Source organism: Salinadaptatus halalkaliphilus (genome assembly GCF_006543045.1).
Classification (GTDB): Archaea; Halobacteriota; Halobacteria; order Halobacteriales; family Natrialbaceae; genus Salinadaptatus; species Salinadaptatus halalkaliphilus.
Genome location: NZ_RBZW01000076.1, coordinates 279,694 through 293,968, shown reverse-complemented (window position 1 = coordinate 293,968; position 14,275 = coordinate 279,694). Strand labels below are relative to the sequence as shown.

General features: G+C 65.7%; 16 protein-coding genes and 1 pseudogene. 9 read left to right on the top strand and 8 right to left on the bottom strand.

Annotation, left to right across the window (positions count from 1 at the left end):
• Positions 1-6: 6 nt before the first annotated feature.
• Positions 7-345, bottom strand: coding sequence for a cupin domain-containing protein (locus D8Y22_RS21590; protein WP_141466698.1), 339 nt, complete (start codon positions 343-345; stop codon positions 7-9).
• A gap of 112 nt (positions 346-457) precedes the next feature.
• Here D8Y22_RS21590 and D8Y22_RS21585 point away from each other — a divergent pair, with 112 nt between their 5' ends.
• Together D8Y22_RS21585 and D8Y22_RS21580 are read left to right on the top strand one after the other, a co-directional pair.
• Positions 458-982, top strand: a complete 525-nt coding sequence (locus D8Y22_RS21585; RefSeq protein ID WP_141466697.1) for a DUF5817 domain-containing protein — start codon at positions 458-460, stop codon at positions 980-982.
• A gap of 49 nt (positions 983-1,031) precedes the next feature.
• Positions 1,032-1,388, top strand: coding sequence for a hypothetical protein (locus D8Y22_RS21580; RefSeq protein WP_141466696.1), 357 nt, complete (start codon positions 1,032-1,034; stop codon positions 1,386-1,388).
• A gap of 30 nt (positions 1,389-1,418) precedes the next feature.
• Here D8Y22_RS21580 and D8Y22_RS21575 read toward each other — a convergent pair whose 3' ends face one another.
• On the bottom strand, positions 1,419-2,102 hold the full coding sequence (locus tag D8Y22_RS21575; protein ID WP_141466695.1) for a competence/damage-inducible protein A: 684 nt from the start codon (positions 2,100-2,102) through the stop codon (positions 1,419-1,421).
• 104 nt (positions 2,103-2,206) lie between these two features.
• On the opposite strand from D8Y22_RS21575, the gene D8Y22_RS21570 reads away from it, so the two are divergent.
• Positions 2,207-2,593: a DUF7522 family protein gene (locus tag D8Y22_RS21570; protein ID WP_141466694.1), complete on the top strand. Its 387-nt coding sequence runs from the start codon at positions 2,207-2,209 to the stop codon at positions 2,591-2,593.
• A gap of 155 nt (positions 2,594-2,748) precedes the next feature.
• Here the strand turns inward: D8Y22_RS21570 and D8Y22_RS21565 are convergent, their stop codons facing one another.
• Positions 2,749-3,453, bottom strand: a complete 705-nt coding sequence (locus tag D8Y22_RS21565) for a cob(I)yrinic acid a,c-diamide adenosyltransferase (protein WP_141466693.1) — start codon at positions 3,451-3,453, stop codon at positions 2,749-2,751.
• Positions 3,454-3,585: 132 nt separating this feature from the next.
• Between D8Y22_RS21565 and D8Y22_RS21560 the strand changes: the two genes are divergently transcribed.
• Positions 3,586-3,951, top strand: a complete 366-nt coding sequence (locus D8Y22_RS21560) for a winged helix-turn-helix domain-containing protein (RefSeq protein WP_141466692.1) — start codon at positions 3,586-3,588, stop codon at positions 3,949-3,951.
• Positions 3,952-3,996: 45 nt separating this feature from the next.
• On the opposite strand, the pseudogene D8Y22_RS21555 reads toward D8Y22_RS21560, so the two are convergent.
• Positions 3,997-4,535, bottom strand: a pseudogene (locus D8Y22_RS21555) (SDR family NAD(P)-dependent oxidoreductase).
• Between the two features lie 47 nt (positions 4,536-4,582).
• Positions 4,583-5,695, bottom strand: coding sequence for a guanosine monophosphate reductase (locus tag D8Y22_RS21550; protein ID WP_141466691.1), 1,113 nt, complete (start codon positions 5,693-5,695; stop codon positions 4,583-4,585).
• Positions 5,696-5,928: 233 nt separating this feature from the next.
• On the opposite strand from D8Y22_RS21550, the gene D8Y22_RS21545 reads away from it, so the two are divergent.
• On the top strand, positions 5,929-7,344 hold the full coding sequence (locus tag D8Y22_RS21545; protein WP_141466690.1) for an FAD-dependent oxidoreductase: 1,416 nt from the start codon (positions 5,929-5,931) through the stop codon (positions 7,342-7,344).
• A 92-nt stretch (positions 7,345-7,436) separates the two neighbouring features.
• Positions 7,437-7,970 carry a peptide-methionine (S)-S-oxide reductase MsrA gene (msrA, locus tag D8Y22_RS21540; RefSeq protein WP_141466689.1) on the top strand — a complete coding sequence of 178 codons (534 nt, stop codon included), beginning with the start codon at positions 7,437-7,439 and terminating at the stop codon, positions 7,968-7,970.
• A 141-nt stretch (positions 7,971-8,111) separates the two neighbouring features.
• Here the strand turns inward: msrA and D8Y22_RS21535 are convergent, their stop codons facing one another.
• The 3 genes from D8Y22_RS21535 to D8Y22_RS21525 all read right to left on the bottom strand — a co-directional run bounded on the left by D8Y22_RS21535 (position 8,112) and on the right by D8Y22_RS21525 (position 10,113).
• Complete coding sequence (locus D8Y22_RS21535) at positions 8,112-8,774, bottom strand: 2,5-diamino-6-(ribosylamino)-4(3H)-pyrimidinone 5'-phosphate reductase (protein WP_141466688.1); 663 nt, start codon at positions 8,772-8,774, stop codon at positions 8,112-8,114.
• Positions 8,775-8,901: 127 nt separating this feature from the next.
• Entirely contained in the window at positions 8,902-9,789 is an 888-nt protein-coding gene (locus D8Y22_RS21530; protein WP_141466687.1) for a ZIP family metal transporter, read from the bottom strand.
• A gap of 114 nt (positions 9,790-9,903) precedes the next feature.
• Positions 9,904-10,113, bottom strand: a complete 210-nt coding sequence (locus D8Y22_RS21525; protein WP_141466686.1) for a hypothetical protein — start codon at positions 10,111-10,113, stop codon at positions 9,904-9,906.
• 125 nt (positions 10,114-10,238) lie between these two features.
• On the opposite strand from D8Y22_RS21525, the gene D8Y22_RS21520 reads away from it, so the two are divergent.
• From D8Y22_RS21520 to D8Y22_RS21510, 3 genes are read left to right on the top strand one after another with little or no spacing between them, the layout of a single operon-like run.
• Positions 10,239-11,552, top strand: a complete 1,314-nt coding sequence (locus tag D8Y22_RS21520) for a Single-stranded DNA binding protein (protein ID WP_141466685.1) — start codon at positions 10,239-10,241, stop codon at positions 11,550-11,552.
• Positions 11,549-13,312 carry a hypothetical protein gene (locus D8Y22_RS21515; protein ID WP_141466684.1) on the top strand — a complete coding sequence of 588 codons (1,764 nt, stop codon included), beginning with the start codon at positions 11,549-11,551 and terminating at the stop codon, positions 13,310-13,312. Before D8Y22_RS21520 ends, D8Y22_RS21515 begins: the two co-directional genes overlap by 4 nt.
• A 7-nt stretch (positions 13,313-13,319) precedes the next feature.
• Positions 13,320-14,144 (top strand): metallophosphoesterase, encoded by an 825-nt coding sequence (locus D8Y22_RS21510; RefSeq protein ID WP_141466683.1) that lies wholly within the window; start codon positions 13,320-13,322, stop codon positions 14,142-14,144.
• Positions 14,145-14,275: the final 131 nt, after the last annotated feature.

Sequence of the window (14,275 nt, the reverse complement as noted above, 5' to 3'; positions counted from 1 at the left end):
ACCGCCTCACTCCTGCCAGGCAGGGTTTGCTCGAGGCGGGCTGAAGATGTCGACACCCCGAGCGGGTTCGTCGCCGCGGTTCTCGACGGCGTGGGGCTGGTCGCCTGGAATCGCGTAGCCGTCACCGGGCCCGCAGACGATTTCCGCACCGTCGGTCAGAAACACCAGTTCGCCCTCGTAGATGAATCCCGTCTGCTCGTGGGGATGACTGTGTTCGTCAACGACCGCGCCGGATTCGATCTCGAAGTGTTGGATATTCATCGCATCCGCTCCGGCCAGCAGCGCCAGGTGGACGCCCTCGGCGGCTTCCGTCGGTTCGCACTCGGACAGCGACACGCGTTCCATACGCCTTGAGAGGAGGCGACGATACATAGAGCCACAGGCCGATCGCTGCAGCCCACTTTCGCCCCGCTTGCCCAAGCTTGAACTATCCTGCCCGCTCACCTCGAGACGAGACATGTACGCCGTCGTCGGCTGTAACGAGTGTTCACACCTCTGGCTGCTCGAAGGGCGCTCGGAGACAACCCAGTGCCCTCGCTGTGGATCGCGCCGATCCTACGAGCGCCGGAAGAAGTTCGTCGAGACCGACGACGTCGACCACGCTCGCGAGGTCCGTGCGTCGATGCTCGCGAGTCGCCAGGGCGAAGGCGAGGCGTTCGCGGCGGTCGATTCCTTCGCCGACCTCGAGTCGACCGTCGAAGACGGCGTCGTCGACGACACAGCGTACCTCGAGGCGTCGGGACTCGACGTGGACGAGCTCGAGACCGCCGGTGACCGCGATCCGCGCGGACCCAGCCGTACCGGCAGCAAGAAGGAAATCGTCGAACGGGCGCTCGCGGACCTCGATCGACCGACCGAAGACGAGGTCATCGATTATGCCAGCGAGCACGGCGTGTCGGCCGAGTACGTCCGAACGGCACTCGAGAAACTCGTTCGGCGCGGTGCGGTTAGCGAGAGCCGTGGCCAGTACCGAACGCTGTAATAATCGAGAACGGCAGGGCTTTGCGTCGGGCGGTCGAACGACCGGGCGAATGGCGACCCAGGTTGACGTCCAGGAGCAGACGATCGGCGCCGGATCGATACTCGCGTTCGCCCTCTATGGCTACGGAATCTTCGTCGACGAGGCGCTGCTTGGCTTCGATGCCAGGAACCTCGGCCTGTTGGCGTTCGCTGGAACGTTCGCTGCGGTCGCTCTCCTCCATGGTGCCTACGGTCGCCGGGATTTCGCTGTTGCACACGCGGCCGCGGGCGTCGGCCTCGCACTCGTCGCGTTCGCCTCGAGTGGGCTACAGGTACTGGGTGGAATGGTGTTGCTCGTCGCCGGCGGCGCCTACATCGCCGTCACGACGATGCGGGCTCGCCGCGAAGCGAACGAAGTCGCCGGTTAGTCTTCCCTCGAGAGATGCCACGTAATCTCGCTACTCCCGATCGACGCGGTCGCGAAGCCACGCCGCGGCCGCGACGACGGTTTCCTCGTCGGTGCTCTCGAGCGTAATCCGAACCGAGTCGCCGGGATAGCTGCCGACGTCGACATCGTAGCGCTTGCGTAGCGTCGTGAGACGATCGAGCAACGCGCTCTCGGGTTCGTCGGCGACGACGACCTCGCGGTAGACTGGCTGGCCGGAAAAATCCGATTCGATTCGCTCGAACATAGCCTTCATTTCGGCGGGGACGCCGGGCAGGACATAGACGCCCTCGAGTGTGACTCCGGGGGCGACGCCGACGTCGTTGTGCAGCGCCCGACCGCCGGCTGGCAACTCGGCAGTCCCCGTCGTCAGATCGTCACGGGAGTAGCCGTGGTCTTCGAGCCATGCGAGTGCGTCGTCGTGTTCGGTCATCGGCCGGCCGAGTGCGGCGGCGACGCCGTCCATCGTCACGTCGTCGTGGGTGGGACCGAGTCCGCCGGTGACGATCACGGCGTCGTAGGCCGCGCGATACTCGTTGACGACCCGGGCGATGTCGCCGACTCGGTCGGGGACCGTCGTCACCCGTTCGACGGTGACGCCCCGGTCGGCCAGTTGCTCACAGAGCCACGTGGCGTTCGTATCCGTCGTCCGTCCGGCGAGCAGTTCGTCTCCGACCGTGACGACCGCAACGTTCATACAGCGACGTTGGGTTCGAGAGGTCAAGTCTCCTTCTCCCGCAGTTGCCCACTCGTGGTCCTGACAGCGTCAACGTAATGAGTTCGGCCCGAGGAGATGCTCGTATGGCCGAAACTGAACCCGATCTCGAGGGCGTCGTCGCGTTCGCACGCGACGAACTCGGCGAGCAGCTTCGCGCGGTCGATTACTTCGAGCGCAGCGAGTACGACACGTTGTACATTCGCGACGACGTTGCGGGACTCTACACGGAATCGCAGTTCGAACGCATGAGCGTCGAACGGATGTCGAACCTGCTGAACGTCCACTTCTTCGAGGAGCTCTACGATATCGGTGAGTTTCACTACTCCGTTCGGCGCTTCGAAGACGCACTGCTCATTTTCCTCCCGTTGAGCGAAACCGGTGGACTCGTCATCTCGACGGAGGTCGAGTTACCGACGTCGATCGTTGACTTCGCCGAGGCGGTTTTCGAGCGGGCGATGGCAGACACGTAGTCGTCATACGGTTTCCCGTCCGTCAGTTCCGGCCCAGCCGCGACCCGGACGGCGGCTGGGCCGGCAAATCGGTACAGGAATCCGTATCAGTCACTCCCCGTGCGACCGCAAACGGGATTTGTGCGTGTACCGGCGACCGGAAACCCCGATCCGCCTCAAAACTCCGTACCGCGTCTGGCACGTTGCCCGTCGTCGATCGGGTGGGCCACTTTGCGGACGTTCGTAATGAGGTCCGCTCGACCCGCCAGATACGAGGGTTCGGTGTGGCTCCCCGAGAGGACACACTCGAGATTCGCCGGTTTTGCCTCGAGCAGGTCGAGCACGTCGTCTTCGCTAACCAGACCTCGATCGGCCGCGTAGAGAATCTCGTCGAGTATCAGCATGTGGACGCCTGCTTCGGGCGGAGCGTCGAGATCGATCGGCGACTCGAGGTCGGTAGCGGACGCCGCCTCGAGCAGTTCGTGGGCGCGCTCGAGACCGGCCTGTGCCTGGGCCTCGTGATCGGCATCTTCGCTGCCGTCGGCCATCCCGTGCCAGCCGTAGTGACCGAGGTTTTCGTAGCTCATTCCCGGCAACACCGCCATCGCGTTGTACTCGCCGCGGACGGCGTCGACGCTCGCCGCACCGCCTTTCATGAACTGCAAGACGTGGACGCGATGGCCGTGGCCGGCTGCGCGCATCCCCATGCCGAGAGTCGCCGTCGTCTTTCCTTTCCCATCACCCCACCAGACCTGTACCAGGCCGAACGCCTCGGGTGCGGTCGGTTCGATCCGCTCGGCGGCCGGCGCCCGCCCCTCGCCTGGCGTCTGCTCGCGCGTCGATTCGGGTGTCAGGTCGGCAGATGATCGCTCGTCGCTCATTGTCACATCGACTGGGGCCGAGCCTATAATCGAACCGGTCGTTCGATCCCGTTGAGCGGCCAAAAAATGTAATATTCTTAATAGATGACCAAACGTGTCTTGAGTCTCCACTCCTAACGTGGGTGCATCACAATGGCACTCGAGCGTTCCTCGCCTGCCGACGAGCAAGATCTCGAGACCGTCGTCGGCGTGTTGAACGACGCCGGCTGTCGACGGATCGTCGCCGTCCTCGAGGAGCCGATGACCGTCGACGAAATCGCCGAGGCGACGGACCAGCCCCAGTCGACGACCTATCGCAAGCTCGATCGACTGACCGAGGCGTCCCTGGTCACCGAAACGACCGGCGTTCGGCGTGGCCGCTATCAGAAAGCCCGGTACGTGACCGACTTCGATCGAGTCACGGTCGATCTCGACGACGATCGTGAACTCCGGGCGACCGTCGACCGATCGCCGAACCGCGCGCTCGGCATCTGGTCGAACGTTCGACGAGAGCCGTAAGACCGTCGTATCGACTCGTTTTTCCACCCCAGACGTTGCGAGCGACTACTGTGCGAGATAGCCGCCGTCGACGGGTAACGTTACGCCGGTGACCCGCGAGGAGAGGTTCGAGCCAAGAAAGACCACGGCGTGTGCGATCTCCTCGGGATCGGCCAGTCCCGGCATCGGCTCCGTCTCCTCGAACTGTGCTTCCATCTCCGGGTGCTCTTCGATCGTCCGTTCGATCATCTCGGTTCTGACGATCCCCGGCGCGATAGCGTTGGCTCGAATGCCGTCCTCGGCGTACTCGGCGAGTGACGCGACGGGGCCTTCGATGGCCGCGTTGTTGTAGAGGATGTCCAGTCCGCCGTACGTCTCGACGGCGGTTTCGACCATTTCCTCGACATCGTCGGGATCGGCGACGTCCGTCCGAACGACCGTCGCGTCGCCGCCGGCGTCCTCGATCGTCTCGCCGTCGCCGCGGCGCCGTCGGCGTCGGCGACGACGACCGATGCGCCGTGGTCCGCAACCGTCTCTGCAGTTGTACGGCCGATTCCTGACGCTGCGCCCGTGATAACCGCAACCTGTCCGTCGACGAGTTTCATCACACCATCTCCGCTCGGACGACAGATATGGATTTGGTTGCGAACGGTTAGTCGTCCGCCGCGTCGGCTGTGTCGGCTGTCTCTGTCCCGACGCCGGCCTTGTCCGTGCTGTCGACGCTGACCGTCTCCCACTCGTTGTCGGTGTGGGCGCCTTCTCGTTCCTGTGCACTCGGCGCGACGCGGACAAATTCCGCACGCTCTCGAGCCGTCGGGATCGTGTGGCCGCCACAGTAGGAGAGGCCGGACTTGATGCCCGCGTGGAACGACGCCGCGACGTCGGCGACGGGACCTTTGTACGGGGTCAGCCCCTCGACTCCTTCGTCGGCGCGGACGTTTTCGCCCTTGTCCGAACGCGCTTCGGCGGCGGCGGTCGTCGCCATCCCGCGTGAACGTTTGTACCGGACGCCGTCGACTTCGACGACCTCGCTCGGTGCCTCCTCGGTGCCGGCGAAGAGACTCCCGAGCATGACCGTATCCGCACCGGCCATCAGCGCCTTCACCGCGTCGCCGGACGTTCGGATGCCGCCGTCGGCGACGATCGTGACGCCGAGTTCGGTCGCTACCTCGGCACAGTCGTCGATCGCGGTCACTTGCGGTACGCCCGCACCCGCAACCTTCCGCGTCGTGCAGTGTGAGCCCGGTCCGATGCCGACTTTCACGCCGTCGGCACCTGCCGCGGCGAGATCCTCGACCCCTTCGGGCGTCGCCACGTTTCCGACGACGAGTTCGCAGTCGGGAAACGTCTCGCGAATCGTCGCCGTAGCCTCGAGCGTCGCCTCGAGATGCCCGTGGGCGACGTCGACGACGACGGCCGTCGCGCCCGCCTCGAGGACGGCGGCGGTACGGGCGACGTAGTCCTCGTCGATTCCGACGGCAGCGGCGACGGGGACGCCGGCGTCAGCCACGGTCGCGACTTCGTCGGCCTGCTCCTCGACCGTCAGGAACCGATGGATCGTCCCGATGCCGCCGGCTTCCCCCAGCGCAATCGCCAGCTCGGCCTCCGTCACCGTGTCCATCGCCGCCGACACGAGTGGCGTCTCGAGGTCGATAGTCGGCGTCAGTTGCGTCTCGAGGTCGACATCGTCACGGCTGTCGACCGGCGACCGCTGTGGCACCAGCAGCACGTCTCCGTAGCTCAATCCCGTCCTGATGTTGTTCATGACCCGTCAGTAACACGGCTTCGACGGGCATAAAGCCGTCGGGGACGGCTGTTTGCTGTTCGTATCGAAACGAACACCACTGGTACGGTCCGTTGGCGTTCGTTACCGGTGTTCGCTCGAACGGGACAGCGAGAACCGGTAAATCGTTACAGTAATCCGTATGAATCGAGCGTTGTACCACGTCGCTGACGGTGACCGATTTTTCAAGGCACTCCCCCGCGTAGAAGCCACCGATGGACACCTTCGTCATCGTCGGCGGCGACGCAGCGGGCATGTCCGCAGCGAGCAAAGCCAAACGCGACGACCCAGACCTCGAGATCGTCGTCTTCGAACAAGGGGAGTGGGTCTCCTACGGCGCCTGCGGCCTGCCGTACTACGTCAAAGGTGAGATCCAGTCGCTCGAACACCTGGTCTCGGTGACGCCCGAGGAGTTCCGCGAGGACCGCGACATCGACCTGCGGACGGGCCACGAGGTGGTCGCGATCGATCCCGACGAGCGGACGGTGACGGCCGAGCACGACGGCGGGGCGATCGTTCAATCCTACGACCACCTACTGCTGGCGACCGGCGCGGCGGCTGTCGTCCCTCAGATCGACGGCGTCGGCCGCGAGGGCGTCTACACGCTCGGCTCGATGAGCGACGGCAAGGAGCTCCGGGAGTACGTCGCTCGAGCGCGCGAGGGCGAGTCGTTCCACCAGCCCGATAGGGGGCCGGCCTGTGCGTACCTCGAGGATTGCGAGGGGCCGGTCGGCGTCGTCGGTGGCGGTTATATCGGCATCGAGATGGCCGAGGCGTTGGCCGCGAACGGCTTCGAGGTGAACCTCTTCCAGCGCAGCGAGCGCGTGCTGACGGGCTTCAGCGAGGAGACGAGCGAAGTCGTCGCCGACCACCTGCGCGAACAGGACGTCGCGCTCCATCTCGACGCTGGAGTTCGCGAACTCGCGGGCGAGGACCGGGTCTCAGCCGTCGTTACCGACGACGACCGAGTTCCGGTCGAGATGGTGCTGCTTGGCACCGGCGTCAGTCCACGAACGGCGCTCGCCGAATCAGCTGGCATCGAGTGTGGGGCGACGGGCGCGATCGCGACCGACCCCTACCGCGAGACGAACGTCCCCGACGTCTACGCGGCGGGCGACTGTGCGGAGGCACTCGACGTCGTGACCGGCGACCCAGTCTACGTCCCGCTGGCGTTGACGGCCAATCGCCACGGACGCGCGGTCGGCCAGACCGTCACCGGTACGCCGACGGAGGGTGGCGGCGTCGCGGGGACGGCCGCGGTCAAGGCCTTCGACGTCGAGGCCGCTCGGACTGGCATGCTGGATCACGAGGACGCTCGCGCGGCCGGCTTCGATCCAGTCACGGAGACGGTAACGGCGAAGTCACGCGCGGGTTACTATCCCGAGGGCGGCGAGGTGACGATCACGCTTTCGGCCGACCGCGAGACGGGGCGACTCCTCGGTGGCAGTCTGGTCAGCGAGTACGGCGAGGGGGCGGTCCATCGCAGTCACGCACTCGTCGGCGCCCTCGAGTCCGGCGCTACCGTCTTCGACCTCGAGAACTACGACCTGGCGTACGCACCACCGTTTAACTCGACGTGGGATCCGGTGCTCGTGGCGGCGAAGGTGCTCTCGGGCTCGTTACAGTCGTGATACGGTCTGCTGGATCGAGATCGTCCTGAGGCGCTCCTGGATCGAGACAGTCCCACGTCACATACATACGGATCGACCGCCTTGCTCTACGCATGACCGACACTGCAACGCTTGGCGGCGGCTGCTTCTGGTGCGTCGAGGCGGCGTTCGAAGAACTCGAGGGCGTCGAGTCGACGACCTCGGGCTACGCTGGCGGCCACGTCGAGGAGCCGACCTACCGGGAGGTCTGTGCCGGCACCACCGGCCACGCCGAGGTCGTCCAGGTCGAGTACGATCCCGCCGAACTCGACTACGAGGACGTCCTCGAGGTGTTTTTCACGGTTCACGATCCCACTCAGTTGAACCGCCAGGGACCGGACGTGGGGAGCCAGTACCGATCGATCGTCCTGACTCACGACGACGACCAGCAGGCGATCGCCGAGTCCTATGTCGACGCACTCGAGGAAGCGGGCGGCTACGACGACGAGATCGTGACCGAGATCGAGCCCCTCGAGACCTTCTATCGCGCCGAGGAGAACCACCAGGACTACTTCGAAAAGAATCCACGGGACGCTTACTGCACGATGCACGCCCAGCCGAAGGTCGAGAAGGTGCGCGAGAAGTTCCGCGAGAAAGTACGAGCCTAATCTGCTGGCGAACCCCCCGCTGTCGGCGCTGTGAGCGGACGCCGTCTCGGGAGCCGTTTGGGGTCCCCTGCCGCGGCGGCGTTTCTTGAGGACCGAGAGCCGGAGTTCGAATAGTAACGGGAGTGTGGGACGGGAGTCCGATCAGTCCTCGACTACCCAGCGCAGTAACACGCCGTCGTCGACCCGCTCGAGGGATTCGAGTGCGAGCGACGGAAAGTCCGCGACGAACCCCTCGCCGTCGGCCAGGGTGGGTGCGTCGCGTCCGCCGATAAGTTTCGGGCCAACGAAGACCCGGAGTTCGTCGACCAGCCCGGCCTCGATCAGCGAGAAGATGAGTTCGCCGCCGCCCTCGACCATAACCTGTTCACAGCCGTCGGCCTCGAGTTCGTCGAACGCTGCTGTGAGATCGACGCGCTCCTCGCCCGCGACGACGACCGTCGCCCGTTCGGCCAGTTTCTCCCGCCGCGTTCGCGATGCGCGATCGCTCACGCAGACGTAGGTCGTCGCGGCGTCGTCGAGAATCTCCGCATCGACTGGCGTCTTCCCGCTCGAGTCGACGACGACGCGAGCTGGCTGTGCAGGGTCGCCCCGCTCACGTCGCTGCTCGCACAGCGCACTGTCTTTGACGGTCAGGTGGGGGTCGTCTGCCGTGACGGTGCCGACGCCGACGACGACGGCGTCGCTGTCGGCCCGGAGGCGATCGACGCGGGCGAAATCGGCCTCGCCGCTGATCGCGATCTGTTCGCGGCGTCTCGAGGAGAGTTTGCCGTCCGCGCTCGTCGCGGCGTTGACGACGACGTGCATATACGTCCGGCTGCGTGGCGACTCCTAAAGAAGACACCGTGTCCACGCTCGATTCGTCGTCACTCTCGGTTTCCTCGAGTCGTGACTCGAGTGCTCGGTTGGTGGCACAGCGGTACGACAGACGGTATCAGACCGCGAGTCCGACGTCGACGACGAGCATGACGGCGAACCCGGCGACGAACGTCAGCGTCGCGATGTCGGCGTAGCCGTGGCCGTGACTGGCGGGGATCAACTCGCGGAAGATGACGGCGATCATCGTCCCGGCCGCGAAGCCGGCCGCGAGGGGGAAGATCCCGGTGACGACGGCGACGAGTGCGAACCCCGCCGCCGCGGCGATCGGTTCCGGTACCGCACCCGAGAGTGTCGTGTACAACACGGTTTTCGCGTTCGAGAGACCCGTTCGACTCGCCGGAACGGCCATCGCAAATCCGTCCGGAACGTTCTGGATCGCGATCGCGAGCGCGAGCGCGACGCCGACGCCCTCGAGGCCGCCGGCGAAGGCGATGCCGATCGCCAGTCCCTCCGGAACGTTGTGGATGGTGATCGCGCTGGCGACCAGCAGCGCACGACGGCGGTTCTCGGCGGGGTCGTCGCCGTCGTTGTCGGCACCGGAGTCCGATTCGTCCAGTTCGGACGGTCCTGCTGCTCCACCCTCGAGGGTGATCTCGTCGGCGTCGACGGTCTCCTCGGCGGCCGTCTCCGGGTAGGTTTGTCCGTCCCCCTCGGCTTCTTCGGCGATGAGCAAGTGGACGTGCGGAACGAGCCGGTTCGCGACGAGCAAAAAGACGGCACCCAGGAACACGCCGGCGACGACCTCCCAGAGCGATCCGACCTCGAGGCCCGGAACGACGAGCGCGAAGACGGCGGCGCCGAACATGATGCCGGCGGCGAGTCCGACGGCAGCGTCGTAGAACCGGTGGCTGATTCGCTCGGTGACGAACACCGGCAGCGCACCGAATCCGGTCGCCGCGCCGGCAAGCCCCGCGATCACGACGACTTCGGCGAGTGAAACCACTGATATTCGGGTTTCAGGTTCTCGGACAAAAGCGTTCGCACCGTCACGGATTTACCGTAGATCGCCACAACGCAGTTCGTCGTTCCGCGAAGCCGTCGTCTCGCGGGCACCTCGTCAGTCGATCCGTCGCGGATCGTCGCTCGAGCCCAGTAGAATGCGATAGACGACGTAGCCGATCAGGGCCGCGAACGCGAACGTGGCGACGGTTTCGGCAAACCAGATGGCAGCGTACAGCGCCCGCGTCAGGACTCTGATGACGACGATACCGCCGAAGATCGCGACGACGAAGACCACCCCGCCGAGGGCGGCGCGGAGACGTTCCATACGACCCGTTCTAGCGCAATCGAAATGAACGTACTGCGTTCGACCGGCGGGAATCGGTCGTCGCGGCCGTCGGGTCGCCCGTTCTCCCCGGGACGCTTTTAAATCCGCCGTACGAATGGCCATTGATGGAACTCGACGAACGTGCCGAGGATCTCGCCTCCGACCTCGGTGTCGACAAAGAGGAGGTCAAAGCAGACCTGCAGAACTTGGTGGAGTACAGCGTTCCGCTCGACGAAGCGACCCAGAGCCTGCGCCGGAAGTACGGCGACGGCTCGAGCGGCGGGAGTGTGACCCCCTCGAGCAAGGATGTCGGCGAGGTCTCGCCGGACGACGGCAACGTTACCGTTACGGGCGTCGTCCTGACCGCCGGTAAGCGCTCGATCCGCTATCAGGGCGACGACCACGTCATCGTCGAAGGGCGATTCGCCGACGACACCGGCGCGATCGACTACACCGCCTGGGAAGACTTCGGTCTCGAACCGGGCGATACGATCACCGCGGGCAACGCTGGCGTCCGCGAGTGGGATGGCCAGCCCGAGCTCAACCTCGGCGAGAGCACGTCACTGTCGGTCGCCGAGGACGCACCCGCGATCGACGACGAGTTGCGTGCGGAGATCGGCGGCGAGGCCCAACTTGCGGCCCTCGAGACGGGCGACCGCGCGCGGACCGTCGAGGTGGCCGTCCTCGAGTGTGAACGCCGGACGATAGACGGTCGAGATGGCGAGACGGACATCCTGAGCGGTGTCTTCGGCGACGAAAGCGGTCGGCTGCCGTTTACGAACTGGGATCCAGCGCCCGAGATCGAGAATGGCGATGCCGTCCGCATCGAAAACGCCTACGTCCAGGAGTTCCGTGGCGTCCCGGAAGTCAACGTCTCGGAATTCTCGCAGGTGAGCACCCTCGAGCGCGAGGTCGATGTCGGTGCGGAGACGACGACGATGGCCGTCGGCGAGGCCGTCGACACCGGCGGCATCTACGATGTCGAACTCGTCGGCAACGTCATCGCGATCCGAGACGGCTCCGGGCTCATCCAGCGCTGTCCGGAGTGCTACCGCGTCATCCAGAAGGGCCAGTGTCGCACCCACGGCGAGGTCGACGGCGTCGACGATCTGCGGGTGAAAGCGATTCTCGACGACGGCACCGGCGCGTTGACGGTCGTTCTCGACGATGAGTTGACTCAACAGGTCTACGGCGGTACCCTGGAGGACGCACTCGAGGCCGCCCGTGAGGCGATGGATCAGGAAGTCGTCGCGGACGAGATTCGCGACCGTGTGGTCGGACGGGAGTACCGCGTGCGCGGCCACCTCTCAGTCGACGAGTACGGCGCGAACCTCGATGCCGAATCCTTCGCCGAGAGCGAGCACGATCCCGAGGAGCGAGCCCGGGACTTCCTCGAGGACCACGACGGCCTCGCGACGACCGCGGAGGTGAGCCGATGAGCGCGAGCGACGACGAGGAGATTCCCAGGCGAGAAGTTGCCTATCGTCTCTTCGCCGCCGAGTACGACGACGCCTCGCTCTCTCACACAGAAAGCGACGAAGAGCGCGCCCCGAACTACGTCATCTCGCCGACTGGCGCGCGCCTCAACCGGCTGTTCGCCGTCGGCACGCTCACCGAGGTAACGTCGGTCAACGAGGAGATGGTTCGCGCACGCGTCGTCGACCCAACCGGCGCGTTCGTCGTCTACGCCGGCCAGTACCAGCCCGACGCGCTGGCGACCCTCGAGTCGATCGAACCGCCGGCGTTCGTCGCGGTGACCGGCAAGGCCCGGACGTTCGAACCCGACGACGGCGACCGGATCTACACCTCCGTTCGGCCCGAAAGCATCGCGACCGTCGACGCCGACACGCGCGACCGCTGGGTCGTCACCGCGGCCGAACAGACGCTCGAGCGCATCGGTACCTACGCCGAGGCAGCCGCCGTCGACGCACGCGGCGAGGAACTGACGAATCTCCTCGAGGATGCCGGCGTCGAACGCGGGCTCGCGGCCGGACTCTCGCTCGCACAGGACCACTACGCCACGACGCCGTCGTATCTCGACGCGCTTCGTGACCGCGCCCTCGAGGCCGTCGCGGTCGTCGCCGGCGAGCGCGATCAGGTAGCGAGCCTCGAGATCGCTCCCAGCGGTGAACGCGGCGGCGATGCGACGTTCGAGTCGCTCGCCGACCTCGCGAGCGTCGGGCTCAGCGATGGGATCGTAGACACCGGCACGGATGCGCCGGCGGAGCCGCCGTCGACCGACTTCGAGGCGACAGCAGCGACCGACAGTGCAACGGGTGCGGTCGAATCGTCAACGGTTGCTACGGACGATTCGTCGCCAACGGAGACCGCTGACTCCGTAACGGACGACACCAACGTCGGGGAACCGAACGACGCGGCTTTCGAGCCCGACTCGAGCGGGGTCGAATCGACTGCCGCTATCGACGACGAGCCAGGGCCGGCCGACGAATCCGCGGGGTCAGTTACCGATTCCGGTGACTCGAGTGATTCCGAGGCTGTCGTCTCTGCATCGACTGAGGCCGCCGAAACCGGCGAAACTGCCGAAACCGACGATCGAACCGAACCGGCGACCGACGACACTGACGATCTCGATGTCGACGATTTCGACGACGGGATGTACGAGATGGACGACGAGGAACGCGAGCAGCTAGAGGACGAGTTCGGTGCCGAATTTACGACCGGAAGCGAAGTCGACGCCCCCGGCGAATCCGATATCGATGTCCCCGAGCCAGCCGACGAGGGTGGTGTCGGTGACGACGAGACCGACCCACTCGAGACCGACGACGAAAGTGCCAGCGACGATCTCGCCGAGGCGCCGACCTCGACGCTCGAGGCCGACCCCGAACCGGAACTGGGTGACAGTCCCGAGTCGAGCCTCGAGGCTGGCGCCGACGCGACCGACGACGGGACGACCCTCGAGGCTGGTGACGCCGGCGGTGCCGGCGAGGATTCGTCCGGTGACGACGTAAGCGGCGACGCGACCGACGACGAACCCGACGAGGATGTCGATCTCCAGCGCTACGTTGTCGAGACGATGGACGACCTCGACGACGGCGACGGTGCCGACCGGATGACCGTCCTCGAGACGGTCGTCGACGAGACCGGCGCCCCCGAAGCCGATGTCGAGGACGCGATCCAGGACGCGCTGATGGGCGGCCAGTGTTACGAACCCGCCGACGACAAGCTGAAAGCGATCTAACCGCACGATGGCGCCGCCGCGACCGTCCGACGTTCGGATCGAACCCGTGCCCGACGAGCCGGCCGCGACCGTCGCCCTCGAGGATGGCCGTGCGCTCCTCGTGGCCGACTATCACGCCGGCTACGAGGCCGGACTGCGGGACGAACGCGGCGTCGACGTTCCCAGTCAGGCACCCGATCGTCGCGAACGGCTGCTCGCGCTCCTCGAGCGAACCGACGCGGATCGGCTCGTCGTGCTTGGCGATTTCATGCACTCGATCGGCGAGCCCGGCGGGGCCGAACGCGGCGAACTCGAGGTCTTACTCGAGTCCCTTCCGGACTCGTGCCAGATTGCTGTCATCAAGGGGAACCACGACGGCGACATCGAATCCTGGCTGCCGACCGGCGGTAGGGCGGACGCGGTGACCGCGTACCCGCCAGTTACCGTTACGGACGGTTCGGGCGTCTCGATCGACGGTATTGGCTTCTGTCACGGTCATACCTGGCCGTCGCCGGCCGTCCTCGACAGCGACATCGTCTGTCTCGGCCACGAACATCCGTGCGTCCGTCTCGAGGACGACATCGGCGGGAGCCGCCTCGAGCGGGCGTGGCTCCGGGGTCGGATGGATTCGACGCCGTTTCGCTCCCGGCCCGAGTACGACGACGTCGGCTGGCTGACCGACGGTTCACCGCCGCGGCTGATCGTCGTCCCGGCGTTCAACGACCTCGTCGGTGGGACGTGGATCAACCGTCCAGATCAGTCGTTTCTCTCGCCGTTTCTCCCTGCGGGCCTGGCGGATGGCGACGCATACTTGCTGGACGGAACGCGGTTAGGGCGATATCAGTCGGTGTAACGCGGTCCGGTCGTACGCAGTCGCTTCGAGGATGTCGGCCCACCCGTACTACTGTTCGAAAACGGTCAGATATACGTATAGTTTATTCGACTATTTTTATTTCGATCGGCGACTGGCGTGGATTATCTGTC

What these genes read in the sequence shown, in the direction of transcription:
- D8Y22_RS21560 (WP_141466692.1), top strand. Translation starts at nt 3,586, where the DNA reads ATGGCACTCGAGCGTTCCTCGCCTGCCGACGAGCAAGATCTCGAGACC.
- D8Y22_RS21550 (WP_141466691.1), bottom strand. Translation starts at nt 5,695, where the DNA reads ATGAACAACATCAGGACGGGATTGAGCTACGGAGACGTGCTGCTGGTG.
- D8Y22_RS21510 (WP_141466683.1), top strand. Translation starts at nt 13,320, where the DNA reads ATGGCGCCGCCGCGACCGTCCGACGTTCGGATCGAACCCGTGCCCGAC.
- D8Y22_RS21515 (WP_141466684.1), top strand. Translation starts at nt 11,549, where the DNA reads ATGAGCGCGAGCGACGACGAGGAGATTCCCAGGCGAGAAGTTGCCTAT.
- D8Y22_RS21535 (WP_141466688.1), bottom strand. Translation starts at nt 8,774, where the DNA reads ATGCACGTCGTCGTCAACGCCGCGACGAGCGCGGACGGCAAACTCTCC.
- D8Y22_RS21545 (WP_141466690.1), top strand. Translation starts at nt 5,929, where the DNA reads ATGGACACCTTCGTCATCGTCGGCGGCGACGCAGCGGGCATGTCCGCA.
- D8Y22_RS21590 (WP_141466698.1), bottom strand. Translation starts at nt 345, where the DNA reads ATGGAACGCGTGTCGCTGTCCGAGTGCGAACCGACGGAAGCCGCCGAG.
- D8Y22_RS21580 (WP_141466696.1), top strand. Translation starts at nt 1,032, where the DNA reads ATGGCGACCCAGGTTGACGTCCAGGAGCAGACGATCGGCGCCGGATCG.
- D8Y22_RS21525 (WP_141466686.1), bottom strand. Translation starts at nt 10,113, where the DNA reads ATGGAACGTCTCCGCGCCGCCCTCGGCGGGGTGGTCTTCGTCGTCGCG.
- D8Y22_RS21520 (WP_141466685.1), top strand. Translation starts at nt 10,239, where the DNA reads ATGGAACTCGACGAACGTGCCGAGGATCTCGCCTCCGACCTCGGTGTC.
- D8Y22_RS21570 (WP_141466694.1), top strand. Translation starts at nt 2,207, where the DNA reads ATGGCCGAAACTGAACCCGATCTCGAGGGCGTCGTCGCGTTCGCACGC.
- D8Y22_RS21585 (WP_141466697.1), top strand. Translation starts at nt 458, where the DNA reads ATGTACGCCGTCGTCGGCTGTAACGAGTGTTCACACCTCTGGCTGCTC.
- D8Y22_RS21575 (WP_141466695.1), bottom strand. Translation starts at nt 2,102, where the DNA reads ATGAACGTTGCGGTCGTCACGGTCGGAGACGAACTGCTCGCCGGACGG.
- msrA (WP_141466689.1), top strand. Translation starts at nt 7,437, where the DNA reads ATGACCGACACTGCAACGCTTGGCGGCGGCTGCTTCTGGTGCGTCGAG.
- D8Y22_RS21565 (WP_141466693.1), bottom strand. Translation starts at nt 3,453, where the DNA reads ATGAGCGACGAGCGATCATCTGCCGACCTGACACCCGAATCGACGCGC.